The sequence below is a fragment of the Pseudomonas sp. URMO17WK12:I11 genome (genome assembly GCF_007677725.1).
Lineage (GTDB): Bacteria > Pseudomonadota > Gammaproteobacteria > Pseudomonadales > Pseudomonadaceae > Aquipseudomonas.
The window spans coordinates 201,038-226,474 of sequence record NZ_VEDF01000004.1 but is presented as its reverse complement, the minus strand read 5'-3'; the positions used below and the strand labels follow the sequence as shown (position 1 = coordinate 226,474).

Annotated in this window: 20 protein-coding genes; 8 read left to right on the top strand and 12 right to left on the bottom strand. The window is 64.7% G+C overall.

Annotated features, from left to right (window positions below; all coding sequences use genetic code 11):
• The first annotated feature begins 27 nt into the window (after positions 1 to 27).
• Positions 28 to 2,430: a TonB-dependent receptor gene (locus FS665_RS09760; RefSeq protein WP_145186984.1), complete on the top strand. Its 2,403-nt coding sequence runs from the start codon at positions 28 to 30 to the stop codon at positions 2,428 to 2,430.
• 45 nt (positions 2,431 to 2,475) lie between these two features.
• Here the strand turns inward: FS665_RS09760 and FS665_RS09755 are convergent, their stop codons facing one another.
• Positions 2,476 to 2,844: a glutathione S-transferase C-terminal domain-containing protein gene (locus tag FS665_RS09755; protein ID WP_145186982.1), complete on the bottom strand. Its 369-nt coding sequence runs from the start codon at positions 2,842 to 2,844 to the stop codon at positions 2,476 to 2,478.
• A 180-nt stretch (positions 2,845 to 3,024) separates the two neighbouring features.
• Between FS665_RS09755 and FS665_RS09750 the strand changes: the two genes are divergently transcribed.
• Positions 3,025 to 3,753, top strand: a complete 729-nt coding sequence (locus FS665_RS09750; RefSeq protein WP_145186979.1) for a hypothetical protein — start codon at positions 3,025 to 3,027, stop codon at positions 3,751 to 3,753.
• 7 nt (positions 3,754 to 3,760) lie between these two features.
• Here FS665_RS09750 and FS665_RS09745 read toward each other — a convergent pair whose 3' ends face one another.
• On the bottom strand, positions 3,761 to 4,198 hold the full coding sequence (locus tag FS665_RS09745; protein ID WP_145186975.1) for a carboxymuconolactone decarboxylase family protein: 438 nt from the start codon (positions 4,196 to 4,198) through the stop codon (positions 3,761 to 3,763).
• Positions 4,199 to 4,395: 197 nt separating this feature from the next.
• Here FS665_RS09745 and FS665_RS09740 point away from each other — a divergent pair, with 197 nt between their 5' ends.
• Entirely contained in the window at positions 4,396 to 5,592 is a 1,197-nt protein-coding gene (locus tag FS665_RS09740; RefSeq protein ID WP_145186971.1) for a CynX/NimT family MFS transporter, read from the top strand.
• Here FS665_RS09740 and FS665_RS09735 read toward each other — a convergent pair.
• The 8 genes from FS665_RS09735 to FS665_RS09700 form a co-directional block, all read right to left on the bottom strand.
• Positions 5,585 to 7,018: a PLP-dependent aminotransferase family protein gene (locus FS665_RS09735; protein WP_145186968.1), complete on the bottom strand. Its 1,434-nt coding sequence runs from the start codon at positions 7,016 to 7,018 to the stop codon at positions 5,585 to 5,587. The genes FS665_RS09740 and FS665_RS09735 overlap by 8 nt on opposite strands.
• A 39-nt stretch (positions 7,019 to 7,057) precedes the next feature.
• Positions 7,058 to 7,396 carry a hypothetical protein gene (locus tag FS665_RS09730; RefSeq protein ID WP_145186965.1) on the bottom strand — a complete coding sequence of 113 codons (339 nt, stop codon included), beginning with the start codon at positions 7,394 to 7,396 and terminating at the stop codon, positions 7,058 to 7,060.
• 127 nt (positions 7,397 to 7,523) lie between these two features.
• Positions 7,524 to 8,759, bottom strand: coding sequence for a glycolate oxidase subunit GlcF (gene glcF, locus FS665_RS09725; RefSeq protein WP_145186962.1), 1,236 nt, complete (start codon positions 8,757 to 8,759; stop codon positions 7,524 to 7,526).
• Positions 8,760 to 8,769: 10 nt separating this feature from the next.
• A complete protein-coding gene (gene glcE / locus FS665_RS09720; protein ID WP_145186959.1) occupies positions 8,770 to 9,822 on the bottom strand; it encodes a glycolate oxidase subunit GlcE in 1,053 nt (350 codons plus the stop codon).
• Positions 9,822 to 11,321 (bottom strand): glycolate oxidase subunit GlcD, encoded by a 1,500-nt coding sequence (gene glcD, locus FS665_RS09715; RefSeq protein WP_145186955.1) that lies wholly within the window; start codon positions 11,319 to 11,321, stop codon positions 9,822 to 9,824. Before glcD ends, glcE begins: the two co-directional genes overlap by 1 nt.
• Positions 11,322 to 11,380: 59 nt before the next feature.
• A complete protein-coding gene (locus FS665_RS09710; protein WP_145186952.1) occupies positions 11,381 to 12,613 on the bottom strand; it encodes a M20/M25/M40 family metallo-hydrolase in 1,233 nt (410 codons plus the stop codon).
• A 125-nt stretch (positions 12,614 to 12,738) separates the two neighbouring features.
• A complete protein-coding gene (locus FS665_RS09705) occupies positions 12,739 to 13,056 on the bottom strand; it encodes a DUF2388 domain-containing protein (protein ID WP_145186950.1) in 318 nt (105 codons plus the stop codon).
• 110 nt (positions 13,057 to 13,166) lie between these two features.
• Positions 13,167 to 14,075 (bottom strand): LysR family transcriptional regulator, encoded by a 909-nt coding sequence (locus FS665_RS09700; protein ID WP_145186946.1) that lies wholly within the window; start codon positions 14,073 to 14,075, stop codon positions 13,167 to 13,169.
• Between the two features lie 216 nt (positions 14,076 to 14,291).
• On the opposite strand from FS665_RS09700, the gene katG reads away from it, so the two are divergent.
• The 4 genes from katG to FS665_RS09680 all read left to right on the top strand — a co-directional run bounded on the left by katG (position 14,292) and on the right by FS665_RS09680 (position 21,879).
• Positions 14,292 to 16,547 (top strand): catalase/peroxidase HPI, encoded by a 2,256-nt coding sequence (katG, locus tag FS665_RS09695; protein ID WP_145186944.1) that lies wholly within the window; start codon positions 14,292 to 14,294, stop codon positions 16,545 to 16,547.
• Positions 16,548 to 16,661: 114 nt separating this feature from the next.
• Complete coding sequence (pssA, locus tag FS665_RS09690; RefSeq protein ID WP_145186940.1) at positions 16,662 to 17,990, top strand: CDP-diacylglycerol--serine O-phosphatidyltransferase; 1,329 nt, start codon at positions 16,662 to 16,664, stop codon at positions 17,988 to 17,990.
• Between the two features lie 82 nt (positions 17,991 to 18,072).
• The gene (locus FS665_RS09685; RefSeq protein ID WP_145186937.1) at positions 18,073 to 20,619 is read left to right on the top strand and encodes an EAL domain-containing protein; all 2,547 of its coding nucleotides are present in this window, start codon (positions 18,073 to 18,075) and stop codon (positions 20,617 to 20,619) included.
• A 129-nt stretch (positions 20,620 to 20,748) separates the two neighbouring features.
• Positions 20,749 to 21,879: a GGDEF domain-containing protein gene (locus FS665_RS09680; RefSeq protein WP_256675075.1), complete on the top strand. Its 1,131-nt coding sequence runs from the start codon at positions 20,749 to 20,751 to the stop codon at positions 21,877 to 21,879.
• Positions 21,880 to 21,923: 44 nt separating this feature from the next.
• On the opposite strand, the gene ppnN is transcribed toward FS665_RS09680, so the two are convergent.
• Together ppnN and FS665_RS09670 are read right to left on the bottom strand one after the other, a co-directional pair.
• Complete coding sequence (gene ppnN, locus FS665_RS09675) at positions 21,924 to 23,297, bottom strand: nucleotide 5'-monophosphate nucleosidase PpnN (RefSeq protein ID WP_145186931.1); 1,374 nt, start codon at positions 23,295 to 23,297, stop codon at positions 21,924 to 21,926.
• Between the two features lie 63 nt (positions 23,298 to 23,360).
• Entirely contained in the window at positions 23,361 to 24,422 is a 1,062-nt protein-coding gene (locus FS665_RS09670) for a YeiH family protein (protein WP_145186928.1), read from the bottom strand.
• Between the two features lie 109 nt (positions 24,423 to 24,531).
• Between FS665_RS09670 and FS665_RS09665 the strand changes: the two genes are divergently transcribed.
• Positions 24,532 to 25,431, top strand: a complete 900-nt coding sequence (locus tag FS665_RS09665) for a LysR family transcriptional regulator (protein WP_145186925.1) — start codon at positions 24,532 to 24,534, stop codon at positions 25,429 to 25,431.
• The last annotated feature ends 6 nt before the right edge of the window (positions 25,432 to 25,437 follow it).

The following is a 25,437-nucleotide window of genomic DNA, read 5'->3' as shown; positions in this document are numbered from 1 at the left end:
TAGAAGACAATAAAGGGAGCGTTCTCGATGCCTGCTGTATCGCCTTTTAACACCCGCCGGTTGCGGTCTACCGGCTTGGCCATGAGCCTTTGGCTTGCGGCGATCCCCGGCGCCGTCAATGCCGTGGAGGCCACGCGCAATTACCAGATACCCGCCGGCAGCCTGGGCGCGGCACTGACCCGTTTTGCCGATCAGGCCGGCGTCAGCCTGTCACTGGATCCGGCACTGCTCGGCAATCGGCAGAGCGCCGGCCTTGCAGGTGACTACAGCGTCGATCAGGGCTTCATGCAGCTGCTGCGCGGCAGCGGTCTGCAATTGCAGGCGGTAGGCGAGGGTGCCTTCACCTTGGTGCCGTCTGCGCAGGGGCAGGGCGTGCTGGAGATCGCCCCGACCAGCATCGTCGGCGCTCAGGCCATTGCTGGCGAGAGTTCGCCCTACGCGGGCGGGCAGGTCGCCCGCAGGGGCGCCCAAGGTCTGTTGGGCGCTCGCGATTTCATGGACACGCCCCTGAGCATGACCAGCTATACCCACGAACTGGTCAAGAACCAGCAGGCCCGAACCCTCGGCGACCTGGTCGCCAGCGACCCGTCGGTGCGCGCCACCAACCCCGCAGGCGGGCGCTTCGAGCAATTCACCATTCGCGGCTTCAGCCTGTTCAACAGCGATGTGTCCTACAACGGCCTCTACGGAATCCTGCCGACCTATTCCATCGACATGGAAATGGCGGAGCGCGTCGACATCCTCAAGGGCCCTAGCCAGTTGATCAACGGCATCTCGCCGCGTGGCAGCGTGGGTGGTGCGATCAACGTCGTGCCCAAGCGCGCCGAAGCACGTCCTGTCACCGAATTCACCGGCAGTTATGCCTCGGACGGCCAGGTAGGCGGTGCGGTGGATGTCGGGCGACGCTTTGGCGATCAGCAGCAGTTCGGCGTGCGCCTGAATGCAGTCAAGCAAGCCGGTGACACTGAGTGGGACCACCAGCGTGTGGAGCGTGAAATGGCCGTGCTGGGCCTGGATTTTCGCGGCGAGCGCCTGCGGCTGTCGGCTGACCTGGGCCACACTGAGCGCGACACCGATGCGCCTCAGGAGCGCGTCCTGGTAGGGGCCAATGCCAAGGTGCCAAAGGCCGACGATGTGCGCCACAACTATGCCCAACCCTGGAGCAAGGCACGCACCAACGACACCTTCGGCGCGTTGAATGCCGAGTACGACCTCAGTGATTCGCTGATGGCCTATGGCGCCGTGGGTGCGCGCGAGAGCAACCACGATTTTCTGCGTCACAATGTCTCGATCAGCAACGACGCCGGCGATTTCACCGTGCAACCTCGTGACTTCACCCGCGATGAATCGGTGCGCACGGCCATGGCCGGTCTGCGCCACTGGTTCAGCACCGGGCCGGTCAGCCATGAGCTGAACCTGGCCGCCAGCTATTTCTACATGGACTTCACCAACGGCGGTGCGCGCTATGCGTCGGCACCGAGCAATCTTTACAACCCGGTGGTTACACCGACGCCCGGCAGGCCAACCCGCCTGGACCCTAAGGTCTACACCGAGAACCGGTTCTCCGGCGTCGCCCTGGCCGATACCCTGGGCTTTTACGACGATCGCCTGCTGCTGACCCTCGGCGCGCGCTGGCAGCGGGTTCAGGTCGATGACTGGAGCGATGGGGTAAAGGGCGAAACCGCCTACGACGAAGAAAAGCTGTCGCCTTCAGCCGGTGTGCTGCTCAAGGTCACCGATCAGCTGTCGCTGTACGCCAACTACATGGAGGGTTTGAGCCAGGGTAAGATCGCACCCTCGACCTCGATCAACGAAGACCAGATCTTCGCCCCGTTCATCAGCCGCCAAGTCGAGGTAGGCGCCAAGTATGACCTGGGCCGGCTGGCCTTCACCGCCAGTGCCTTCCGCATTCGCCAGCCCGCTTATGAAACCAACCCGCTGACGCGCATCTTCGGTCCCAACGGCAAGCGCGACAATCGCGGTGTCGAACTCAGTGTGTTCGGTGAGCCGCTCGATGGCGTGCGCCTGCTCGGCGGCGTGATGTACATCCACAGCGAGCTGACCGATACCGTCAACGGCGCCTATGACGGCAACCGAGCGCCCGCCACGCCGGAATACAACGTCAACCTCGGCGCCGAATGGGATATCCCAGGGGTCAACGGCCTGACCCTGACCGCGCGCGGCATTCATTCCAGCTCGCAGTACCTGGACCAGAACAACAGCAAGCAGATCGACGGCTGGGAACGCTTCGACCTGGGCGCGCGTTACGCCTTCAAGGTCGATGCTACCGATGTCACCGTGCGCGCCAGTGTCGAGAACGTGATGAATGAGCGCTACTGGGCATCGGCTGGCGCATCGGATGACAGCGAGCCGGGGCTGACCTTATCGACCCCGCGCACCTATCTGTTGTCGGCGACGCTTGGCTTCTGAGTCTCGGGCGGCGCGCTGGGGCCACGGCTAGCGACTCAGATCGGCCTACGGCAAGCCATTGCGGCCATGGGCCAGATAGCCTGGTCTGAGGCTAAGGCGCTCGTAGTAGGCCGTGACCGCCGGTAGGCGCGGTTGCTCGAAGGGCGTGGCGAACCAGCGCTGGACCGACAGGCCGATAGGGATATCGGCCAGGGTGAAACGTTCACCGGCCACGAATGCGCCGGTGCGCGTCAGTTGCTGCTCCAGCATCGCCATATGGCGTGCCCATGAATTGAGGGCCAGAAACGCCGGGGTCTCGGTCGACGCATAGCCCTGACCCCAGTCCTCGCGTTGGTAGGCAATGTCGAACTGGGTGCAGGCCCACAACACCTTGCGCACGTTGATTGAAGAAGCCCTGCCCAGTATGCGTAACATGCCGTCGTCCATGCCCAAGTGAGCGCTGATCGTCGATCAGACGATTGCCGCCAGTCAAGCAGGCCGCGCCGGTGAGCGACGATACCCTGGCACGCCGTTCAGGCGCTTGCCTGACGACGCGTAACTTGGCACCCTTGGCCCGCATCGATCCTCTGTGCCGTCATAAAAGGAAGCGCACCGTTGAGTTGGGATAAAGTCGGCAAATTCTCGGTAGCCCTGGTGCTTGGCCTGGTGCTGGTGCTGGTGGCGTACCTGCTGCTCAGAAATCCGCCACGTCTCGAGGCGACCCTCAACTATGCCTACCTGACCTATCCCAGCCAGTTCAGCGAACGTATCAGCAAAGCCAATGACCAGCTCAAGTACGAGCAACTGCAGCCGCGCGTCAATCGCATTGGCGAAGGTGTGCTGAGCCAGTATCAGGTCGACAAGCTCATCGAGCTGGCCCAGGCCCCGTACGTGCAGCTGTTTGCCAAGCCGTTCGAAGCCGGGTTGGTCGACCACCGCACGGGGCTGGTGATCGATCTGCACAACCGTGGCGACAGCGAGGTGCGCGAGGTCAAGGTCCGGCTGCCGGCCAAGGGCCTGGTGCAGGTGCGCGATGCGGCAGGCAATGACACGCTGTATGAAGCGGCCACCGCCCAGGTAGAGATCGCTGCCATCGAACCGGGCGCCGCGTGCAAGATCTGGGTGTATTTCGACGCCGATTATTCGCAGATCCGCCAAGGGGGCATCAGTGTCAATTTCGCCGGGGGCGAGGCGCAGTTGCAGGTCTACCGCGAATTCATCGGCTTCCCGGCAATGGTGGCGCGCTACAGCCACGAACTGGTGGCCCTGCTCGGGCTGGCGCTGCTGGCCTTGCTGATACTGGGGTTTGCCTGCCTGCGCCGGCGGCGGGTGCCAGCGCACTAGGCCTCGGTCAGGCCGGCACCATCGCAAAGCCCACGCCGAAACGGTTCCAGGCATTGATGGTGGCGATGGCCAGCGTCAGGTTGGCCACCTCGGCCGGCTCGAAGTGCGCGTGCAGGGCTTGGTAATCGGCCTCTGGCGCGCCGCGCTCGGGCAGGCGCGTCAGGCATTCGACCCAGGCCAGTGCCGCACGCTCCCGCGGCGTGAAGTAGGCGGTCTCCTGCCATACCGACAAGGTCTGCAGGCGTGCTTCGGTCTCGCCGGCCTTGCGTGCATCGTTGGCGTGCATGTTCACGCAATAGGCGCAGCCGTTGATCTGCGAGGCGCGCAGACGGATCAGCTCCAGTAGCGAAGTCTCCAGGCCACTGTTGGCCAGCGCCTGTTCCAGGCCGATCATGGCCTTGTAGGCCTGCGGCGAGTGTTTGGCCCATTCGATCCGGTCGTGCATGAGGTGCTCCAGGGTGCGTGGTGAAGGTGTCGCTACCTTACGCCCGGCAGCGCCCAGGCTCGATAGCCAATCGGGCAGTTTGCCGGGAGGCCAATTGCCCAGTGGGCCGGCCACTGACCTGCATCCAATCTCTTCATTTCTACCCTGGCTGGCTGGACGGGATAATGGCCCGATCTTGGGTGGAGTGGCGTTGTGTGATGAGAGGGGCAATCAATCTGCTGCTGGTGCTGATGCTGGCAGTCAACCTGCGGCCGCTGTTGACCAGCGTCGGCCCGTTACTCGAGCCAATGCGCGCCAGCACCGGCCTGGGTTATCAGCAAGCGGCCTTGCTGACCGCCTTGCCGGTGCTGTGCATGGGGCTGGTACCCTTGCTGCAGCCTTGGCTGCGCCGCTGGATCAGCGAACATGGCGGCATGCTGGGCGGGCTCGGCGCGATCGCCCTGGCTTGCCTGTGGCGTCTGCAGCTCGATAGCGCCTGGGCGCTGATCGCCAGCGCGGTGCTGGGCGGGCTTGGCGTCGCGGTGGTGCAAGGCATGATGCCAGGGCTGGTCAATCGCTGGTTTCCCAAGCGTCTGGCGCCAAGCATGGGCCTGTACTCAGCGGCATTGATGAGCGGCGGCGGCTTGGCGGCAGTGCTCGGGCCGCGAATCAGCGAGCATGTTGGCCAATGGCAGGCAGGCTTGGGGGTGTGGGCCGCGCCGGCGCTACTGGCGGTGCTCGCCTGGGCCGCGTTGCGTCCTCGCCACTCGGTAGCGTCACTTGGCGGTGGCGGCGGGGGGCATTGGTTTGGCACCCGTCGCGCCTGGTTGCTGGCGGTGTACTTCGGCCTGATCAATGGCGGCTACACCAGCATGGTTGCGTGGTTGCCGGCCTACCACCTTGAGCATGGCGGTACGGCGCAGGGCGGTGGTGACTTGGTCGGGGTGATGACCCTGTTGCAGATCACCGGCGCCCTGGGCCTGCCGCTGCTATTGCGCCGCTTTGCCGATCGGCGCCCAGGCCTTTGGTTGGCGCTGACGGTCCAGCTGGTGGGCTTTGCGGGGTTGCTGCTGGCGCCCGCGCAGGCCATCGAACTGTGGGTCGGCATGATCGGCTTCGGCCTGGGCGCCTGCTTCAGCCTGAGCCTGACCTTGACCCTGGAGCACCTCAAAAGCCCTGGCGAAGCCGGCAGCCTGGCGGCCTTCGTTCAGGGTATCGGGTTCATCATCACCGGCATCGTGCCGTACATCACGGGGTGGTTGCGCGACAGCAGTGGCGATTTCCAGGCTTCCTGGATGCTATTGACCGCCACCGTGCTGGCCATGTGGCTGGTGACCGCCTGCTTCGCGCCGCGCGGCTATGCCACCGCCATTGCGCGGCCGGCCGCCGGTGGCCAGGCGGCGCGGCTCAACTGAGCTGCTGCAAGGTGTCGCGCACCCGATCCAGCGCCGGGTCGATATCCAACAGCTCGATGGCACCAAAGCCCATCAACAACCCTGGCCGCAGTGGCGCTTCGCTGAAGAACGGCGCCAGTGAGTACAGGCCGACTTCGACCTTGCGCGCCAGGCTGATCAGCAGCTCGACGTCCACCCCGGGGCGAGCCAAGGCGCTCAGATGAAATCCGGCGCTGGCGGGCACGGCGCTGAACCACGGCGCCAGGTCGCCGTCCAGGCGGGTCAGGATGCGCTCGCGGCGGGCGCTGTAGATGTCGTGGCAGCGGCGAATGTGCTTGTTCAGATGGCCTTCGCCAATGAACCGCGCCAAGGCCCATTGCAGCAAGGGCGGGCTGTGCCAGTCGCTCAGGTGCTTGGCCACGCACGCCGCACCCAGCACTGCTGCAGGGAGCACCGCGTACCCCAGGCGCAGCTCCGGCAGCAGGGTCTTGGAGAAGGTCCCGACATAGGCGACCAGGCCGTGCCGATCAAGGCGCTGCAAGGCGTCTGGCGCTGGGCCTTGGTAGCGAAATTCGCAGTCATAGTCGTCTTCGATGATCAGCGCACCAAGCTCGGCGGCACGCGCCAGCAGGGCATGGCGGCGCGCCTCGCTCATCGGCATACCCAATGGAAACTGATGCGAAGGTGTCACGTAGATCAGCTGTGTGCCATCGGCAATGGCGTCGACGCACAGGCCTTCGCCGTCTACCGGAATGGACTGCAGCGTGGCGCCCAGCGCCAGAAACAGCTGGCGTGCAGGTGGGTAGCCTGGGTCTTCCATGGCCACCTGGCAGCCGGGTTCGACCAGCACCCGAGCAATCAGGTCGAGCGCCTGCTGGGCACCATTGCACACCAGCACATCGGCAGCGCTGCAGCGCACGCCCCGGCTGTAGGCAATGTGATGGCTGATGGCTTCGCGCAGCTCGTGCAGGCCCTGGGCGGCAAAATGCCGCTCTGGGTGGCGCTGGCTGCGGCGCAGGGCGTAGTTCAGGCAACTGCGCCATTGATCGAACGGAAACTGCGACTTGATCGAGGCGCCGCCGACGAAGTCATGGCGCGAGGGCGCCTGCGTGGCACGTGCCGCCAACACCGTGGCACGCTGCTGCCAGCGTTCGAGCGCGGCGGCTGCGGCCAGGGGTACTGCTGGTTCGGCGGGGTTCTGCAAGGGCTGGCGCGAGGCAATGAAGGTGCCGCGACCGACCACGGCGCTGAGCAGGTTGTCGTAGCTCAGCCGCGAATAGGCCTCGGCGACGGTCTTGCGCGATACGCCCAATTGTTCGGCCAGCAGCCGGCTCGGCGGCAGTTGCGTACCGGCCGCCAGGTGACCGCTGTCGATGCCCGCGCGCAGCTGCTGATAGAGCTGGTCGGCCAGGCCCTTGCGGCCTTCGAGGCGAATGTGCAGTTCCATGGTCATCGTCCGCAACACGAAACGGCTGAGGATAACGGATCAGAACCGCGCCGTGCTCACCGTGATGTAGCCCTTGGCGGCGAGGTCGATCCGGACGACGGTCTCATCGGCCGGGACCTTGCGCTTTTGCTTGATGCACACGCCCTTGACGCCAATGGCGCGCATGCGGTGGGCGATGGCGCGGCCGGTGGGGTCAAAGAAGATTTCGCTGGCAAGCAGTTCGATGCGCTCGACCAGCTGACGGGTGCGTTCATCGGTGGCGCAGAAGAACAGTACACCTGACAGGTGGGGGTCGTCGTCCGGGTTACTGACTTGGTGAGCCAGCAGTTCGCGCAGGGTGCTGCGCAGTTCGGCGGTGGTGCGGGTATCTGGGTGCATACGCAGCCTCCTGGGATCGCAGGCTTCGATCTTGTTTCCAGGGGCCCTTGGCGACAAGTAAGACACTTCCTAACAAGCTATAGGATTCTTCCGAATCCCATACTGCTTTGCCGTGTATCCAGCCTGACTATTTACGCTCAGGTGGTTGATCCAGGGCTGCGTCGACAATCTCGATCCAGTGCCGCACCGGCAAGCGTGCGGCAGCGCCCAAGTGCGCCTGGCAACCGATATTGGCCGTGGCGATGAGCTGCGCAGCGCCGCTTTCCAGCGCCTGCAGGCGGTCGGCACGCAGTCGCCGCGACAGCGCAGGCTGGGTCAGCGAATAGGTGCCGGCCGATCCGCAGCATAGGTGGCCATCGGCCACTGGGGCAAGGCTGAAGCCCAGGCGCAGCAACAAGGCCTCCACCTGCCCCCCGAGCTTGAGCGCATGCTGCAGCGTACAGGGGCAATGAAACGCCAGGCGCTGCTCAGCGCACACCGCCAATGGCTCGACAGGTTCGGCGCGTAGCACTTCCACCAGATCGCGCGACAGTGCGCTGACCCGTGCCGCTTTGGCGGCGTAGTGCGGATCGTGTTGCAGCAGATGCCCGTAGTCGCGCACGAAGGCCCCGCAGCCACTGGCGGTCTGCACGATGGCCTCGGCCCCGGCCTCGACAGCCGGCCACCAGGCATCGATGTTGCGCCTGGCGCGCCGCAGCCCTTGCTGCTGGGCATCGAGGTGATAGTCCAGGGCGCCGCAGCAGCCGGCCGCAGGAGCCGGCTCGACACTGATGCCCAGGCGGTCCAGAACCCGCGCGGTGGCGGCATTGGTATTGGGCGAGAGAGCTGCCTGCACGCAACCTTCGAGCAACAGGATGCGCCGGGCGTGACGCGGTGGCGGACGGATTCCGGCGATGCTTGCTGGCGCCGGCAGTTTGCGCTCGAGCGGCGCCGGCAATAGTGGCCGCAGCACCTCGCCGACACGGCACAGCGCCTTGACCAAGGCAGGGCGTGGCAGCACTGCGCGCAGGCCTTGGCGCAGCAGGCGCTGGCCGAGCGGGCGCGGAACCTGTGCATCGACCACGGCGCGACCGATGTCCAGCAGATCATGGTACTTGACCCCGGATGGACAGGTGCTCTCGCAGCTGCGACAGCTCAGGCAGCGATCCAGATGCAATTGGGTACTGGCGGTTACCGGCGCGCCTTCGAGCACTTGCTTGATCAGGTAGATCCGCCCTCGCGGCCCGTCCAGCTCGTCGCCCAGCAGTTGGTAGGTCGGGCAGGTGGCGGTGCAGAAGCCGCAGTGCACGCAGCTGCGCAGGATGCTTTGGGCTTCATCACCGCGGGCCAGGCGCTTGCTGCTGTCGCTTAGATGAGTTTGCATGAGCGCGGCCTCAAAGGTCTGGGTAAAGTCGGCCAGGGTTGAAGATGCCCTGGGGGTCGAGTTGACGCTTGAGCGCGCGGTGATAGCGCAACAGTGCCACCGGCAGGGCTGGCATGCTCAGGTCGCTGGCTGCGTAGCAGGTCGCGTGACCGCCGAGCAGGGCAACCTGTTCGCGAATCGCTTGCGCGGATGCGGTGGATTTCAGCCAGCGCTGGGCGCCGGCCCAGTCCACTAACTGCCGACCCGCTAGCGCGGGTTCGCCACTGGCGGTCGGCAGTGACAGCCGCCACAATGGTGCCGGGTCTTCGAAAAAGGCCAGGCGCTGCTCGCGCAGATCGCGCCAGTAGGCGTTGTCGAGGAACTCGCCGCCCAGACGCTGGCGTGCTGACTGCACCGAGCCCGGACCGCCTTCCAGGCGCAGGTGCAAGGCCTCGCCGTCATGACAGGCAGCGCTGATCGGCAAGGGCTGCTGACCCCAAGCGCGCAACTGCTCGAGCGCCTCGGCGCGCGCCAACGGCAGGCGCAGGCTCAAGCATTCGCGCGGCCGTGGCAGCACCTTGAGCGACACCTCGGTCAGCACCCCCAGGCAACCGAAGCTGCCGGCCATCAGGCGCGCAACGTCGTAGCCGGCGACGTTCTTCATCACCTCACCGCCAAAGCGCAGCAGCTTGCCGTGCCCGGTGATCATGCGTATCCCCAGCACGTAGTCGCGTACCGCGCCCGTCCAAGGCCGCCTGGGCCCAGACAAGCCAGCCGCCACCATGCCGCCGACGGTCGCCGCAGGCCCAAGGTGTGGCGGCTCGCAAGCCAGCATCTGCCCGGCCTCGTGCAAGATGGCCTCGACTTCCACGAGCGCTGTGCCGGCCCGAGCGGTGATTACCAACTCGGTCGGATCATAACTGACGACCCCTCGATGGATACGGGTATCGAGCGCCTCGCCTGACACCGTGCGGCCCAACATGGCTTTGCTGCCACTGCCCTGGATGCGCAGTGGTGTCGTGCTGTGCAGGGCCTGGGTGACCTGCTCGAGTAAAGCCTGGCTGGCATCTCGATCGAGGCTCATCAGAAGCGCTCCAATTCAGGAAACGGCAGTTGGCCTCGGTGCACATGCAGCGCGCCGTATTCCGCGCAGCGTTGCAGGGTCGGAATGTGCTTGCCAGGGTTGAGCAGGCCTTGCGGGTCGAATGCCGCCTTGATGGCGTGGAACAAGGTGATTTCATCACCGTTGAACTGAGCGCACATCTGATTGATCTTCTCGCGGCCTACGCCATGTTCCCCGGTGATGCTGCCGCCCACTGCCACGCACAATTCGAGAATTTGCCCACCGATGGCCTCGGCACGCTCGAGTTCACCCGGTACGTTGGCGTCGAACAGTATCAACGGGTGCATGTTGCCGTCACCGGCATGGAACACGTTGGCCACCTGCAAGCCGTACTGCTCGCTCAGTGCGCCGATGCCCTCGAGCACTTGGGGCAGGGCCCGGCGCGGGATGGTGCCGTCCATGCAGTAGTAGTCCGGGGTCAGGCGCCCGACCGCCGGGAAGGCGTTCTTGCGCCCGGCCCAGAAGCGCGCCCGCTCGGCTTCGTCACAGGCCTGGCGGACTTCCACGGCGCCGGCCTGACGCAGCACGGCGGCGACCCGCTGACAGTCGTCCTGCACGTCCGCTTCCACGCCGTCCAGCTCGCACAGCAGGATCGCCGCCGCTTGCAGCGGGTAGCCGGCATGGATGAAGTCCTCGGCCGCGCGGATCGCCAGGTTGTCCATCATTTCCAGGCCCGCGGGAATGATGCCGGCGGCAATGATCTGGGCAACCGCGCGCCCGGCGTCTTCGACGCAGGCGAAACTGGCCAGCAATACCCGCGCCACGGGCGGCTTGGGCAGCAATTTCACCGTCACCTCGGTGACGATGCCCAGCAGCCCTTCGGAGCCGGTGAACAGCGCCAGCAGGTCGAAGCCGGGGCTGTCCAAGGCATCGCTGCCCAGGGTCAGGCGTTCGCCTTCGATGGTCAGAACCTCCACCTTCAGCAGGTTGTGCACGGTCAGGCCGTATTTCAGGCAGTGCACGCCGCCGGCGTTTTCGGCGACATTGCCGCCGATCGAGCAAGCGATTTGCGAAGAAGGGTCGGGTGCGTAATACAGGCCGTGAGGCGCCGCCGCCTGGGAAATCGCCAGGTTGCGCACACCCGGTTGAACGCGGGCGTAACGCCCCTGCGCGTTGACCTCCAGGATCCGGTTCAAGCGCGCCAGGACCAGCAGTACGCCCTTGGCCAGCGGCAGCGCGCCGCCAGACAGCCCGGTGCCGGCGCCCCGTGCGACCACGGGCACCCCGTACTGATGGCAAAGCTTCAGCACGCCCTGGACCTGTTCGAGGCGCTCGGGCAGCACGGCCAGCAACGGCTGGGTACGGTAGGCCGACAGGCCGTCGCACTCATAGGGCGCGAGGTCCTCGCTGCGGTGCAGTATCGTCAGGTCCGGCATGGCCGCCTGTAGCGCCTGCAGTAATGCCGGAGGGTCGACGGTAGGCAGGGCGCCGTCGATACGCTCGTCATGAAGGATGTTCATCGGGCTCACTCGGCAGCATGGGTAGGGTACCGACGCCTTGCGCCGGCACCGTCAGTGCATCATTGGGCCAGATGGCGGATCATCGCGACGGTCAGATACAAGCGCGGCGCGATGCTGTTCAGCTCGATGTATTCATCGTCGCCGTGCAGCCCGGCGCCAACTACGCCCAAGGTTTCCAGGACGGCGGGTTTGTCGCTGCCTGGCACGTAGGCATAGCCTGCGTCTGTGCCGAAACGCATGGCGATCGGCTCGATCTTGTGATCGATCTGTCCATACAGCTGCTGCGCGGTTTCAGCCAGTTTCGCCGAGGCGGGGTTGCGTGCCAGCGGCGGGCGACCTTTTTCGACCACGACCGAAGCCTGGGTATCGGCGACCAGCTGGTTTTTCACCAGACGCTGGGCATCGGCTTGTACCCGCTCGGTTTCGCTCAGGTCCGAATAACGCATGTCCGCCTCAGCAGTGGCCAGTGCCGGGATGATATTGGCTTTTTCGCCTGCCTTGGCCAAGGTCCAGTTCACCGTGGTGCCCTTGCCGGCATCGCCCAGGTCCTTGAGCTGCAACAGCTGATGCGCCAGTTCGGTCAAGGCGTTGCGGCCCTCATCGGGGGCAGAACCTGCGTGGGATGCGCGGCCTTTCACCTCAAGCTTGAGGCGGTTGATGCCGTTGGTGGCAACCGTTACCGCGTCTTTGTCTGGCGGCTCGTAGGAGAACACGTAGTCGTGTTTGCGGGCGAGGTCCGCGATCACCTGCCGGGAACCCGCCGAGCCCATTTCCTCGTCCGGGTTGAACAGCACGGTAAGGGTGCGGTAGCCCTTGAATTGCTGGGCGTCGAGCAGCTTCAGTGCATGCAGGATCATCGCCACGCCGCCTTTGGCGTCTGCCACGCCCGGCCCATAGGCGCGCGCGCCGTCCACGCGAAACGGCCGTTTGGCGACCGTGCCCGGCACGAACACCGTGTCGTAATGCACCATGAGCAGAAAATCCTTGCTGCCTGTGCCCTTCAAGGTACCGATGATGTTGTCGCCCACCGAAGGCGTGGCCGGTTGCGTATGGACCTGCGCGCCCAAGGCCTTGAGCCGTTGCACCAGCTCGGCGCTCACTTGCTTGAGGCCGGGTTCGGTACCGGTGCCTGTGTCGACCGATACCAGCGTTTCGAGGGTTTTCAGGTACGCGGGTTGCTCAGCCTTGGCTTGGCCGAGCAAGTCCGTGGCGCTGACGTCGGCGGCGCTGGCTTGGGTGCAGGCGAGCAATAGCGCCAAAGCGATGGCGTGGGGAGGGCGGGGCAATGGCATCAGGGCTTCCTTGTTGTTGTCTCAAGCCTTTGAGACTAGCCACTGAGCGAAATCCTGCCCGGATTAAAGCAGCAGATGCGACCGCGCCACCGCCGTGCAAACCGGTGGCGCGGGGAAAACGAGCTTCAGTGATGAGCGACAGGGTCGTCCTGGGACAGGATGGCCCGGGCCAGTTCTTCGTCGCTGGCCTGCAGGCCTGGATTGTCCTGGCGTGCCTGTTGCAGCGCCGATTCTACGTAGGCACCGCGAATGGCACCGCCGCTGGCGACGAAGGCAGACAGCTCGTCCTGGGCGGGGATAATTCGTTTGTCATCCTTGAAGGTCGAATACAGCGAGGCGGAAACACCTGCCGAGGTGGCAACGTCGCCCGCATCGACGCGGGCCAATGCCGCACCGGCCGGGAGCAGAAGCAGCAGAGCGGGGGCGATGAATAGGTGGCGCATGTCGTTTTCTCCAGTAGCGTGCAGCACAAAGGAAAAGAAACCACTCAACGCATCAGATGGGCAGTTGCTGGCGGTAGTTCCCTGGGCCGACGCACGTACAGGCCCGTCGCTCAGCTGGCGCGGCCCATGAATGCCAGAATGCGCTCGCGCAGCCACCGCTCGGCGGGGTCATTGTCATGGGCGCCGCTCCATACCATCGACAGTTCAGCTTCGGTGATCGCGAAGGGCGCGGGGTCGGCGCGCAGGTAGCCGTCGTCGGCCAGGGCGCAGGCAGCGTAGTCCGGCACTGTCGCGATCAGCTCGGAGTTACGCAGCAGGGCGCGCAGGCTGCCAAACTGCGGCACTGCCAGCACCACCTTGCGGCAACGGCCGATGCGCGCCAGGTCCAGGTCGATGTTGCCGCTCATGTCACCGGAGAACGACACCATCACATGCGGCCGTGCGCAGTACTCGTCGAGGCTCAGCGGGCCGGGCCGGTCGTCGGCGCGCAGCACCCGCACACCGATGTCGCGCAGCTTGCGGCGCTTGGCCGTGGCCGGCAGGTCGGTGGTGTAGCTCACGCCCACCGAGATCTCGCCACTGGCCAGCAAGCCGGGCATCAACAGGAAATTGGCGCGACGCACCACCACGCTGATGCTAGGGGCTTCCTCGCGCAGCGCTTGCAGCAGGGCCGGGAACAGGCCGAACTCAGCATCGTCGGAAAGCCCCAGGCGAAACTGATTGCAACTGCTGGCCGGATCGAAGTCCCGCGCGCGGCTGATGGCCGAAGAGATCACGTCCATGGCCGGCCCCAGCTCGGCGAAGATCTGCATGGCCCGAGGCGTCGGTTCCATGGCCCGGCCACTGCGGATCAGCAGCGGATCGTCGAACAGTTCGCGCAGGCGGGCCAGGGCAGCGCTGACGGTTGATTGGGTGATGAACAGCTTTTCGCCGACCCGGGTCAGGTTGCGTTCGATCATCAGGGCTTCGAAGAGCACCAGCAGGTTCATGTCGACGCGGCGCAGGTCGTTGCGGTTCATGGGCGATGGTCCATCACGGTGGCGGGATTGGCGCTGTATTGAAGCACGCGGGCCACGGCTGTGCCTTGTATGAATGTGCCACCGCTATCAGGCCGCAAGAGCCGGTCTATTAGACCTGCGCTCAAGCTCGGCTAGTCTTTCCTCTGGCCATGCGCATTCCCAGGCACACCCGGCACAGACCGGAACTCTGGATAATCGACCCAAAGGTAACAGCAGATGTCGAACGAATCGAAATGCCCGTTCCATCAAACCGCAGGTGGCGGAACCGCCAACCGTGATTGGTGGCCTGACCAGCTCAACCTCAGAATTCTCCACCAGCATTCGTCCAAGTCCAGCCCGGACCCGGCCTTCGATTATCCTGCGGCGTTCAAGCGCCTCGACTTTCAGGCCCTGAAAGCCGACCTGACCGCGCTGATGACCGATTCTCAGGACTGGTGGCCAGCTGACTTCGGTCATTATGGGCCGCTGTTCGTGCGCATGGCCTGGCACAGCGCCGGCACCTACCGCATCGGCGATGGGCGCGGCGGCGCAGGCTCCGGGCAGCAGCGCTTCGCGCCGCTCAACAGCTGGCCGGACAACGTCAGCCTGGACAAGGCGCGGCGCCTGCTGTGGCCGATCAAGCAAAAATACGGAAACACGATTTCCTGGGCTGACCTCATTGTCCTGACCGGCAACGTCGCACTGGAGTCCATGGGCTTCAAGACCTTTGGCTACTCAGGTGGGCGGGTTGATGTCTGGGAGCCGGACGAAGACGTGTATTGGGGCTCGGAAAAGGTCTGGCTTGGCGGCGACACGCGCTACGGCAAGGAGCAGGTCAAGGCGCAGCCGCCTGGCCAGGGCGATTTGGTAGCAGAACCTGAAAAACACCCCGAGGAGCAGAGCCGCGACCTCAGTGGCGAGCGTAACCTGGAAAACCCGTTGGCCGCCGTGCAGATGGGCCTCATCTACGTCAACCCCGAGGGCCCGGAGGGCAACCCGGATCCCGTGGCGTCGGGCCGCGATATCCGCGAAACCTTCGGCCGCATGGCCATGAATGACGAGGAAACCGTGGCCTTGATTGCCGGCGGTCACGCCTTTGGCAAAACCCACGGCGCCGCGCCGGCCGACAACGTCGGTGCCGAACCGGAAGCAGCCGGCCTTGAACAGCAAGGCTTGGGTTGGGCCAATAAATACGGCACCGGCAAAGGTGGCGACACCATCACCAGCGGCCTGGAGGTGACCTGGACATCGACACCGACCCGCTGGAGCAACGAATACCTGGAAAACCTGTTCAACTTCGAATGGGAGTTGACCAAGAGCCCGGCCGGTGCTCACCAATGGCGACCCAAGGACGGCAAGGGTGCGGGCAGCGTGCCCGACGCTCATGACCCGAGCAAGCGCCATGCCCCGTCCATGCTCACCTCCGACCTGGCGCTGCGCTTCGATCCGATCTATGGCCCCATCGCCCTGCGCTTCAAGGAGCATCCCGAGCAACTGGCCGATGCCTTCGCCCGCGCCTGGTACAAGTTGATTCACCGCGACATGGGCCCCCTGGCGCGCTACCTCGGCCCTGAAATGCCCGATGAAGAACTGCTTTGGCAGGATCCGCTGCCCAAGCGTGAACAGCCGCTGATCGAGCAGCAGGACATCGCCGCACTGAAGGCCAAGATCCTGGCCAGCGGCGTCAGTGTCGCCGAGCTGGTCACCACCGCCTGGGCTGCCGCGTCGACGTTCCGCGGTTCGGACAAGCGCGGCGGTGCCAATGGCGCGCGCCTGCGCCTGGCGCCGCAGAAGGACTGGGTCGCCAATCAGGGCACGGACAACGTGCTGGCGGCATTGCAGCGCATCCAGGACGAATTCAACGCGGGCGGCAAGTGGGTATCGCTGGCCGATCTGATCGTGCTCGGCGGGTGCGCCGCCGTCGAGCAAGCAGCCAAGGATGCTGGGCAACAGATTGAGGTGAGCTTCCGCCCAGGTCGTGTCGATGCCTCGCAGGCGCAGACCGACGTCGAGTCGTTCGCCGTGCTCGAACCGCTGGCCGATGGCTTTCGCAATTTCAGCAAGGCGCGCTATAGCGTCAAGGCCGAGAGGCTGTTGCTCGACAAGGCGCAGTTGCTCACCCTCACCGCACCCGAGCTGACCGTATTGATCGGCGGCCTGCGCGTGCTCGGGGCCAACCATGGCGGCAATCAGCAAGGGGTGTTCACCGATCGGCCTGGGCGGCTCAGCAACGACTTCTTCCGCAACCTGCTGGACATGGGCGTGGAATGGAAGTCGACCTCGGCCGACGATGACCGCTTCGAAGGTCGCGACCGCAAGACCGGGCAGGTGAAGTGGACGGCCAGCCGCGTCGACCTGGTGTTCGGTTCCCATGCGCAGCTGCGCGCCTTGAGCGAGGTGTACGGCAGCGACGACGGCAACGACAAGTTCGTCAACGATTTCGTGGCGGCCTGGGTGAAAGTCATGGAACTCGATCGCTTCGATCTGGTGTAACGTCTGCAGTCTCAGCGGGGCAATAGCGCCCCACTTCGTGCGTAGCGCCGGGCAGGTGCCTGATAGTGGCCTGCCCGGCGCGGCCCACCTGATTGCAGACCGAAGGTGATCTATTTGAATCCTCACTCCCTGCTCGCGGCATTGCCCGGATTTGCCATCGCCCCACACGCCATTCAGGTGCTGCCCGATGCTGCGGCCTACCGTACCTGCCTGCTCGAGCGTATCGCCAGCGCCACCCGGCGCATCGTCATTGTCGCGTTGTACCTGCAGCAGGACGAGGCCGGCCAGGAAGTGCTCGATGCGCTCTACCAAGCCAAGGCAAGGCGGCCGAGCCTGGAGATCACCGTCGTGGTCGACTGGTTCCGCGCCCGCCGTGGCCTGCTCGGGGCGGGGCGTCAGCCGGGTAATGCCGCGTGGTACCAGGCCCAGCGCGAACTGCACGGCCTGGACGTGGTGATCCACGGCGTGCCGGTGCAAACCCGCGAACTGTTCGGCGTCCTGCACCTCAAGGGCAGCGTGATCGACGATTGCGTGCTGTATACCGGGGCCAGCCTTAATAACGTCTACCTGCACCGCTTCGAGCGCTACCGTCTGGACCGCTACCACCTGTTCGATTGTCCGGCCTTGGCCGATGCCATGGTCGATGTCGTGCAGCGCTTGTTGCATCACACTGCCACACCGCGCCTGGACCTGCCCGACGCACCACCCACGCGGCGGCTGCGTGGCGATATCCGGCGCTTGCGCGCCCGCTTGCGGCGCATGCTCTATGACGCGCCGGCGGCCACCCCAGGGCAGGTCCTGCGGGTCATTCCGCTGCTCGGGGTAGGCCGTGGCAACCCGCTAAACCGTACCGTGTGCGCCTTGCTCGCAGCCGCCGAAAGCCAGGTCATCATCAGCACACCGTATTTCAATCCGCCGCGTCTGGTGATGCGCGAGATCGACCAAGCCCTGGCCCGTGGCGTGAATGTCGAGCTGATCGTCGGCCACCGCACGGCCAATGACTTCTACATTGCCCCTGGCGAGCCGTTCAGTGCCAGCGGCGCGTTGCCGTACTTGTACGAGGACAACCTGCGCGGCTTTGCTCGCCGACGCCAGGCGGCGATCGCCAGCGGCCAGTTGCAAGTGCGCATCTGGAACGATCCTGGCCACACCTTTCATGCCAAGGGCGTGTGGGTCGATCTGCGCTACTCGCTGCTGACCGGTAATAACCTCAATCCACGGGGGTTCAACCTGGACTTGGAAAACGGCCTGCTGATCGACGATCCGCACGGGCAATGGCTAGCGCCACGGGCGCAGGAGCTGGACGGCTTGCGCCGTCACGCGCCGCTGCTCACCTCGGCAGCGCAGCTTGGCGAAAAGGCCGAGCATCCCAAGCAGGTCACCAAGCTGCTGCGGCGTCTGCGCTACAGCCGGCTCGAGCCGTTGATCAAGCGGGTGCTGTAGACGCCCGGTCGTCAGGTGGGCCGATCATTGCCGGCCAGGGTCAGTCAACGTAGATGAATCCCTGGCAGAAGGCTGGCCTCGAATGGAAGCAACCTTTGGCAATGGCTCGCCGCGCAGCCGGGTGGTGCGCAAGCTCACCCTGACCTTTGCAGGGTTGCTGCTGCTGGCGCTGGCTTTGGCTATGGTTTCGCTGTATCGCATCGCCCAGTCATTGGACGAACGCGAGCGGGCACAAAGCCGCTTTCATGCCGAATCGGCGTTGGCCCAGTTGCAGAAAAATGAGCGCAGTTTTCTGCTGACCCACGCGCTCTGGCAGGCCGCCTTCGACCACATGGCCGGCCCGGTCGACCGTCACTGGGCCTATGACGAGGACAACGTCGGCGCCACGCTGTACAGCGAGGACGGCTACGAAGGCGTTTTCGTGATCGATGACGACGGTACCCACTATGCGGTGCTTGAAGGGCAGCTGAGCGAGCGTGCCTTTGAACGCCTGACCCCGAGCGCTGCCAGCGTGCTACGGCAGGCTCGGCAGGCGGGCGAACAGCAACAGGCCGCGTCGGGCTACCTGCTGTTCCAGGGCCGGCCTGCAGTGTTCAGCGCAGCAGTGATCCGACCGCCCACCATGCCTCATCACCTGCCAGCGCCCAGCGCAGTGCTGGTGTTCGTGCGTGTGCTTGACCCGGCGATGCTGAAAGCCCTGGGCGAGTCCGTAGGCCTGTCCGGCTTCGCTGTGGCCAAGGCCGGCGACGTGCCGCGTGAGGGCGTGTCACTGCCACTTGCCGGTATCGACCAACGATTGACCTGGCATGTCGAGCAACCGGGCCAGCAGCTGGTACGCCGAGTGTTGCTGCCTGCCGGGCTGGCGCTTGCGGTGATCGCCTTGCTGATGCTTGCCGTCGCGCGCCAGGCGATGCGCGCCAGCGCGGCCATTGACCGCAGCCACCGGCAGCTGGCGGCCTCCAAGAGCGCCCTGGAAACCAGCGAAGCGCGCTTCAAGGCAGTCGCCGAGGCTGCCTCTGACTGGATATGGGAAACCGACGCGCAACAGCACCTGACCTACCTGTCAGCGCGGTTCGCCGAGTTGACCGGCCACCCGGTCGAGCATTGGCTCGAGCAGCCGCTGCAGCAACTCCTGGCATGCGACACCTGCCAGATCGAGCACTGGTTACAGGGGCTGGCGAGCACCGAGTCCACCGGCAGCCTGCGCTGCCAGTACCGAGATCGCCTTGGGCAGCTGCGCGAAAGCCGAATCGCGGCGCGCGCGATCATCGAGCAGGGCATCTGCAAGGGCTTTCGGGGCACCTGCAGCGATATCACCGACGAGGTGGCCGCCCATGCGCAGATTCAGCACCTTTCGCTGCACGATGCCCTGACCGGTCTGCCCAATCGCAACAAGCTGTTTCGCTTTCTCGAGCGCGACGAGCCGATGCCGCTGGCCTTGCTCATGCTCGACCTGGACAACTTCAAACCCATCAACGACAGCATGGGCCATCCCGCCGGCGATACCGTGCTGATGGAGGTGGCCACGCGCCTGGGTCAGGTCACCCGCGAAAGCGACCTGGTGGCGCGCCTGGGCGGTGATGAGTTCATCCTGGTACTGGCCCGTCCCAGGCATCGTGAAGAGATGGACCGTTTTTGCGCACGCTTGATCGAAGCGCTGCGCCAGCCCATCAAGCTCGACGGTCACAGCGTGCAGGTCGGTGCCAGCATCGGCGTGGTATTGTCCGCCGAATATCCAGGTACGCCAGGCGATCTGATTCGCTACGCCGACGTCGCCCTGTACAGCGCCAAACAGGCGGGTAAGAACACCTGGCGCTATTTCTCGACGCAACTCAATGCAGCCTTGCTGGAAAAACGCACCTTGGAGGGGGAATTGCGCGAAGGCATCGCCCGCGGCGAGTTGCTGTTGCATTTCCAGCCACGCTTCAAGGTCGATGGGGTCACCGTGGCCTGCGCCGAAGCGCTGGTGCGCTGGCGTCATCCTCGCTTGGGGCTGCTGCGTCCGGACAGCTTCATCACCCTGGCCGAGGAGTCGGACCTTATCGTGCAGCTGGGTAACTGGGTGCTCGAGGAAGCCTGCAGCCGAGCCCGCGCCTGGCCGCTGCAAATCATGGTCTCGGTCAATATGTCGCCGGCGCAGTTCAGCCGCAGCGATGTGGTGCGCGATGTTGCCGATGCCCTCAGGCGCACCGGGTTGCCGGCTCACCGCCTGGAACTGGAGATCACCGAGAACGTCATGCTCAACGATGTCGAAGGCGCCCTGCATACCATGAATGCCCTGAAAGAGCTGGGGATACGGCTGAACATGGACGACTTCGGCACTGGCTATTCATCGCTTGGCTATCTGCGCACCTATCCCTTCGACAGCATCAAGATCGACAAGCGCTTCGTGCAGTCGCTGGGCAAGAGCGAGAGCGATCGCAGTGTGGTGCAGGCCATCATCAACCTCGGCAATGCCATGGGCATGACGGTCACTGCAGAGGGGGTCGAGACGGCCGAACAACTGGCCCTGCTCAGCGACGATCAGTGTCATGAAGTGCAGGGTTTTCTGCTCAGCGAGCCGGTAGAGCACGCGGCGCTGATGCGCCTTATGCAAGCCGGTGCCATGGCCGCTCATCCGTTGCCTTGAATGGTTACACTCATTTGCGTGCCACGTGGCAGTTCGCCCCTCTGAAAAGTTCTGGCAAGCGAATACAATCGGCCTTTTTCCACGTTAACCAGACAGGCCAATCCATCCATGGCGCTTGATCCACCCACGATGCTGACGATCACCATCGCTCTGGCGGCAGCCGCTGCGCTGTACCTGGCGATCGAGTGGGGCAGTGTGCGCGAACCGTCCCTGCTGTTCTGGAGCGCAGGTTTCGCCACCATCACTATTGGCTCGACCTTGGCGTTGCTGCGCGGTATCGGCCTGTTGCTGATCGGCATCTGGTTCGCCAATGGCCTGCTGGTGGTCGCGCACGCCTTCTTCCTGATGGGCGTGCTGCGCTTCACCCAGGCGCGGCTGTCGCGGGCGTGGTTACTGATGATCCTGGTGTGGCTGGGCCTGCTGGTGCTGCCGGTCGGTCCGCAGTGGTCGAAGGTCATGCTGATGGTCAACTCGTTGCTGGTCGCCTTGCTGACCCTAAAGGCCAGCTTTCTGCTACGCCCGCACGGCAAATCGCTAAGCGTCGGCGCGGTGCAGTTGCGTTACGTGCTGCTGGTCCATGGCAGCTTCTACCTGATCAAGGCGCTGGTCGCGGTGACGCCTGGCACGCTCATCGACCTGGCCAGCTTCGGTGGCCTGATCATCCAGATCTCCCTGGTGGAGGGCGCGATGGCGATCATGCTGATTGCCCTGTCGATGACCGGCACCGTGCGTTACCGCCGGGAAGAGCGCATCGCCCGCCTGGCTGCACGTGACCCACTGACCGCGCTGTACAACCGCAGGGCCCTGGAGGTGCGCGCTACCCACCTGCTCAAGGCCGTATGCCCGCTGCGTCCAGGCGCATTGCTGCTGATCGACATCGACAATTTCAAGCTGGTCAACGACCTGCACGGCCATGCAGCAGGGGATCGTCTGCTGATTGCCTTGAGCGAAATGATCCGCACCGTCCTCCCGGAGCGCTCGTTGGCGGCGCGCCTGGGCGGCGATGAGTTCGTGATCTTGCTCAGTGAGGCCAGCCACGAACGTGTGGTCAGCCTGGGCAGCCAATTGCGCGAGCATTTCCAGGCCTATGCGCGCGAGACGATGCCGACCCCGCAGGCGGTGACCTTGAGCATTGGCGCCAATCTGTTCGATCAGCCGCCGGCAAGCCTGGCGGCGCTGATCGAGCAGGGTGATGTGGCGCTGTACCAATCCAAGCGCGGCGGGCGCGACAGTATTCGCCTGGTGGACCGGACCGTGTAAGCGCGCCGTTCAGGACCGAGGCCGCAGCGCGGCCCCAGCGGTTTTCAGGTCACTACCTGGTAGCAGGGCACATAGGCCGCGCCCCCTGGCAACTTCATCCGATGCTGGTCGACGAAGGCCTGCAGCAAGTGCCCCAACGGCTCCAGCACCGCCGCATCTCCGCGGATCTGGTACGGACCGTGTTCTTCGATCAGGCGGATGCCCTTGTCCTTGACGTTGCCAGCGACGATCCCGGAAAACGCCCGCCGCAGGTTGGCCGCCAGTTCGTGCGGCGGCAGTTCGCGGCGCAGGTCCAGTTCGGCCATGTTGGCGTGGGTCGGGTCGAACGGGTGCTGGAAGCCCTCGTCGATCTTCAACAGCCAGTTGAAATGGAAGGCGTCGTTGCGCTCGCGGCGGAATTGCTTGACCTGCTTGAGCCCCTCGACCATCTGCCGGGCCACCTCTGCCGGATCGTCGATGATGATCTGGTAATGACGCTGCGCCGCTTCACCCAGGGTCGCACCGACGAAGGCGTGCAACTGTTGCAGGAACGGCTCGGCGCTGCGCGGCCCGGTCAGCACCACGGGGAACGGCAGGCCTTGGTTGGCCGGGTGCATGAGAATACCCAGCAGGTAAAGGAACTCTTCGGCCGTGCCGGCACCGCCTGGGAAGATGATGATGCCGTGGCCAACCCGCACGAACGCCTCGAGGCGTTTTTCGATGTCGGGCAGGATCACCAGTTCGTTGACGATCGGGTTAGGCGCCTCGGCAGCGATGATGCCTGGCTCGGTCAAGCCCAGGTAACGACTGCCATGCATGCGCTGCTTGGCATGGGCGATGGTGGCACCCTTCATTGGCCCCTTCATGACCCCAGGGCCGCATCCGGTGCAGATATCGAGCTTGCGCAGCCCCAGTTCGTGGCCGACCTTCTTGGTGTACTGGTACTCCTCGCTGCTGATCGAGTGCCCGCCCCAGCACACCACCATTTTCGGCTCAACGCCGGGGCGCAGGGTGCGGGCGTTGCGCAGCAGGTGAAAGACGTAATCGGTGATGCCCTGGGAGCTTTCCAGGTCGATGCGCTGGCTGGCCAGTTCGCTTTCGGTGTAGACGATATCGCGTAGGGCGCTGAACAGCATCTCGCGGGTGCTGGCGATCATTTCGCCATCGACGAAGGCATCGGCGGGTGCGTTCAGCAGTTCCAGGCGCACCCCGCGGTCTTGCTGGTGGATGCGCACTTCGAAATCTTTGTACGCCTCAAGAATGGTCTTGGCGTTGTCGACATGGGCGCCGGTATTGAGAATGGCCAGGGCGCACTGGCGGAACAAGGTGTACAGCGTGCCGCTACCGGCTTCACTCAGTTGCTGGACTTCACGTTGCGACAGCGTCTCCAGGCTGCCTTTGGGGCTGACGGATGCATTGATGACATGGCGTTGAGGCATCTAAGTCGTTCCTGTGCAGGTAAAAACATCCTTGCAAGACAACACCATACGGATCAGTGCGCGTCAACCTAAAAGACTTTGCACGCTCACGGTGATGGCCCAGCCGCCGCCGACCAGCCACAGGTTGAGGATCGCCCCGGTGGCCAGGGCCCGAGGGCCGGCCTGGCGGATTTGCGCCCAGCGCGTCTCCATGCCCAGTGCGGTCATGGCCATGGTCAAGGCAAACGTGTCCAGACCGTTGAGCGTGTGGATCAGGCCAGCGGGCAGCACGTGCAGGGAATTGATCGCCACCAGCGCCAGAAAGCCGAAGGCGAACCAAGGCATTGCCATGCGCCCCTTGCCCTGAGCCTGGCCCGGCAGCGGCGAGCGACTGATCCACAGGCCAACCAGCAACAGCACCGGCACCAGCAGCATCACGCGGGTCATCTTGACGATGGTGGCGATGTGCGTAGCTTCAGGGCTGACGTTGCTGGCCGCGCCTACGACCTGGGCCACTTCATGCAAGGTGCCGCCCATGAACAGCCCGGCGCCCAGGGTATCGAGGTGCAGCCAGCCAGCATTGATGGCCACGGGGTAGAGCAGCATCGACAGGGTGCCGAACAGCACCACGCTGCCGACCGCCATGGCGCTCTTGTGCGGCGCGCTGCGCAGCGCCGATTCGAACGCCAGTACCGCTGCCGCGCCACAGATGGCGCTGCCCGCTGCGGTGAGCAGGGCAGTGTCGCGGTCGAGCTTGAGCAGCTTGATGCCGCACCAGACACCGATCAGCAGGGTACTGCCGACCACCAGCAGCGACACGCCAAGGCCTGCCCAGCCGACTTTGGCGATCTCCTGCATGCTGATCCGCAACCCGAAGAACGCCACGGCGATGCGCAACAAGCCGCGGGCCGAGAAGTTGATTCCGCCAGCCCAGCTGGCAGGTACGCCCTCGCGCAGCGCGTTACCGTAGATAGCACCCGCCACGATGCCGACGATCAATGGGCTGATGCCCAGGTTGGCGATTGCTGGAATTGCCGCAAGTTGTGTAACAGCGAGCGCGAACAGCGCGACGAACAAGATGCCATTGAGCCGCCCTCGGGTGCTCAGGGTGGGTGCAGGGGCGGGCTGGGAAGTTGCCGTGGCCATGTGATTCTCCGAAAAGTGCATCAACATGGCTTACGTTAATCGGGTTATAAGCTTAGAAAAAATCGTAATTTGGAATGGAAAATATCCGTATTGCTGATATTTTTGCAGCATGACCCCAGAACAACTGATAACTTTCGCCACCGTGGCTGAGCATGGCAACATCAGCCACGCCGCCCAGGCCCTGCATCTGTCCCAGCCGGCGGTCTCGGGGCAGTTGAGGCTGCTGCAGGACGACTTCGGCGAGCCGCTGTACCAACGCGCGGGCCGGGGTGTGCGCTTGACGGCCGCTGGCGAGCAGTTGCTGGCGCATGCCCAGCGGCTGCAAGAAACCTTTCGTCAGGCCCAGGCGCTGCGCGAGGCCATGCGCGGTCTTGAGCGCGGCACACTGCGCATCGGCGCCAGCACCACGCCGGCGAGCTATCTGCTGCCGTACCTGATCGCTGATTTCCATGGCCAATACCCTGAGGTCACGGTAGCCACGTCACATGGCAACACCACCGAGATCCTGGCAGACCTGGCCAGCGTCGACATCGCACTGATCGAAGGCCCTGCCGGGCACGAACTGCCCCTGGGCAGCGAAATTACGCCCTGGCACGAAGATGAAATCGTCGCGATCGTGCCCCAAGGCCATCCCTTGGCTGACACCCCTGAACAGACCTTGGCCGCGCTAGGGCGCTACCCGTTGGTGCTGCGCGAAAACGGCTCGGGCGTGCGCCAGATCGTCGAGCGCGCCTTTGCTCGGCACGGGGTGGCAATGCGCGTGGCTCTGGAGATCGCCGGCGTGGAGGGCGTCAAGGAAGCGGTACGCGCCGGGATGGGCATCGGTTTCGTCTCGGCGATGTCTATTCGCCACGAAGCGGGGTTGCTGCGGCAACTGCGTGTGGCGCCGCAGCCGCTGATCAGGCGCTTTTCCATCGTGCTGCCACATGCTGCCGCGCCCTCGCGCGCGGCGGCGCGCTTCCTGCAGCTGTGCATGGCGTCGTCGAGGCTCGACCCGCAGCGCGACTAGCGCAAT

Excerpts from the sequence above, each read along its gene's own strand:
- katG (WP_145186944.1), top strand. The coding sequence starts at position 14,292 with ATGTCGAACGAATCGAAATGCCCGTTCCATCAAACCGCAGGTGGCGGA.
- FS665_RS09745 (WP_145186975.1), bottom strand. The coding sequence starts at position 4,198 with ATGCACGACCGGATCGAATGGGCCAAACACTCGCCGCAGGCCTACAAG.
- glcF (WP_145186962.1), bottom strand. The coding sequence starts at position 8,759 with ATGCAAACTCATCTAAGCGACAGCAGCAAGCGCCTGGCCCGCGGTGAT.
- FS665_RS09710 (WP_145186952.1), bottom strand. The coding sequence starts at position 12,613 with ATGCCATTGCCCCGCCCTCCCCACGCCATCGCTTTGGCGCTATTGCTC.
- glcD (WP_145186955.1), bottom strand. The coding sequence starts at position 11,321 with ATGAACATCCTTCATGACGAGCGTATCGACGGCGCCCTGCCTACCGTC.
- FS665_RS09685 (WP_145186937.1), top strand. The coding sequence starts at position 18,073 with ATGGAAGCAACCTTTGGCAATGGCTCGCCGCGCAGCCGGGTGGTGCGC.
- FS665_RS09705 (WP_145186950.1), bottom strand. The coding sequence starts at position 13,056 with ATGCGCCACCTATTCATCGCCCCCGCTCTGCTGCTTCTGCTCCCGGCC.
- FS665_RS09735 (WP_145186968.1), bottom strand. The coding sequence starts at position 7,018 with ATGGAACTGCACATTCGCCTCGAAGGCCGCAAGGGCCTGGCCGACCAG.
- FS665_RS09680 (WP_256675075.1), top strand. The coding sequence starts at position 20,749 with ATGCTGACGATCACCATCGCTCTGGCGGCAGCCGCTGCGCTGTACCTG.
- FS665_RS09760 (WP_145186984.1), top strand. The coding sequence starts at position 28 with ATGCCTGCTGTATCGCCTTTTAACACCCGCCGGTTGCGGTCTACCGGC.
- FS665_RS09755 (WP_145186982.1), bottom strand. The coding sequence starts at position 2,844 with ATGTTACGCATACTGGGCAGGGCTTCTTCAATCAACGTGCGCAAGGTG.
- FS665_RS09700 (WP_145186946.1), bottom strand. The coding sequence starts at position 14,075 with ATGAACCGCAACGACCTGCGCCGCGTCGACATGAACCTGCTGGTGCTC.
- FS665_RS09670 (WP_145186928.1), bottom strand. The coding sequence starts at position 24,422 with ATGGCCACGGCAACTTCCCAGCCCGCCCCTGCACCCACCCTGAGCACC.
- FS665_RS09665 (WP_145186925.1), top strand. The coding sequence starts at position 24,532 with ATGACCCCAGAACAACTGATAACTTTCGCCACCGTGGCTGAGCATGGC.
- glcE (WP_145186959.1), bottom strand. The coding sequence starts at position 9,822 with ATGAGCCTCGATCGAGATGCCAGCCAGGCTTTACTCGAGCAGGTCACC.
- FS665_RS09740 (WP_145186971.1), top strand. The coding sequence starts at position 4,396 with ATGAGAGGGGCAATCAATCTGCTGCTGGTGCTGATGCTGGCAGTCAAC.
- ppnN (WP_145186931.1), bottom strand. The coding sequence starts at position 23,297 with ATGCCTCAACGCCATGTCATCAATGCATCCGTCAGCCCCAAAGGCAGC.
- FS665_RS09730 (WP_145186965.1), bottom strand. The coding sequence starts at position 7,396 with ATGCACCCAGATACCCGCACCACCGCCGAACTGCGCAGCACCCTGCGC.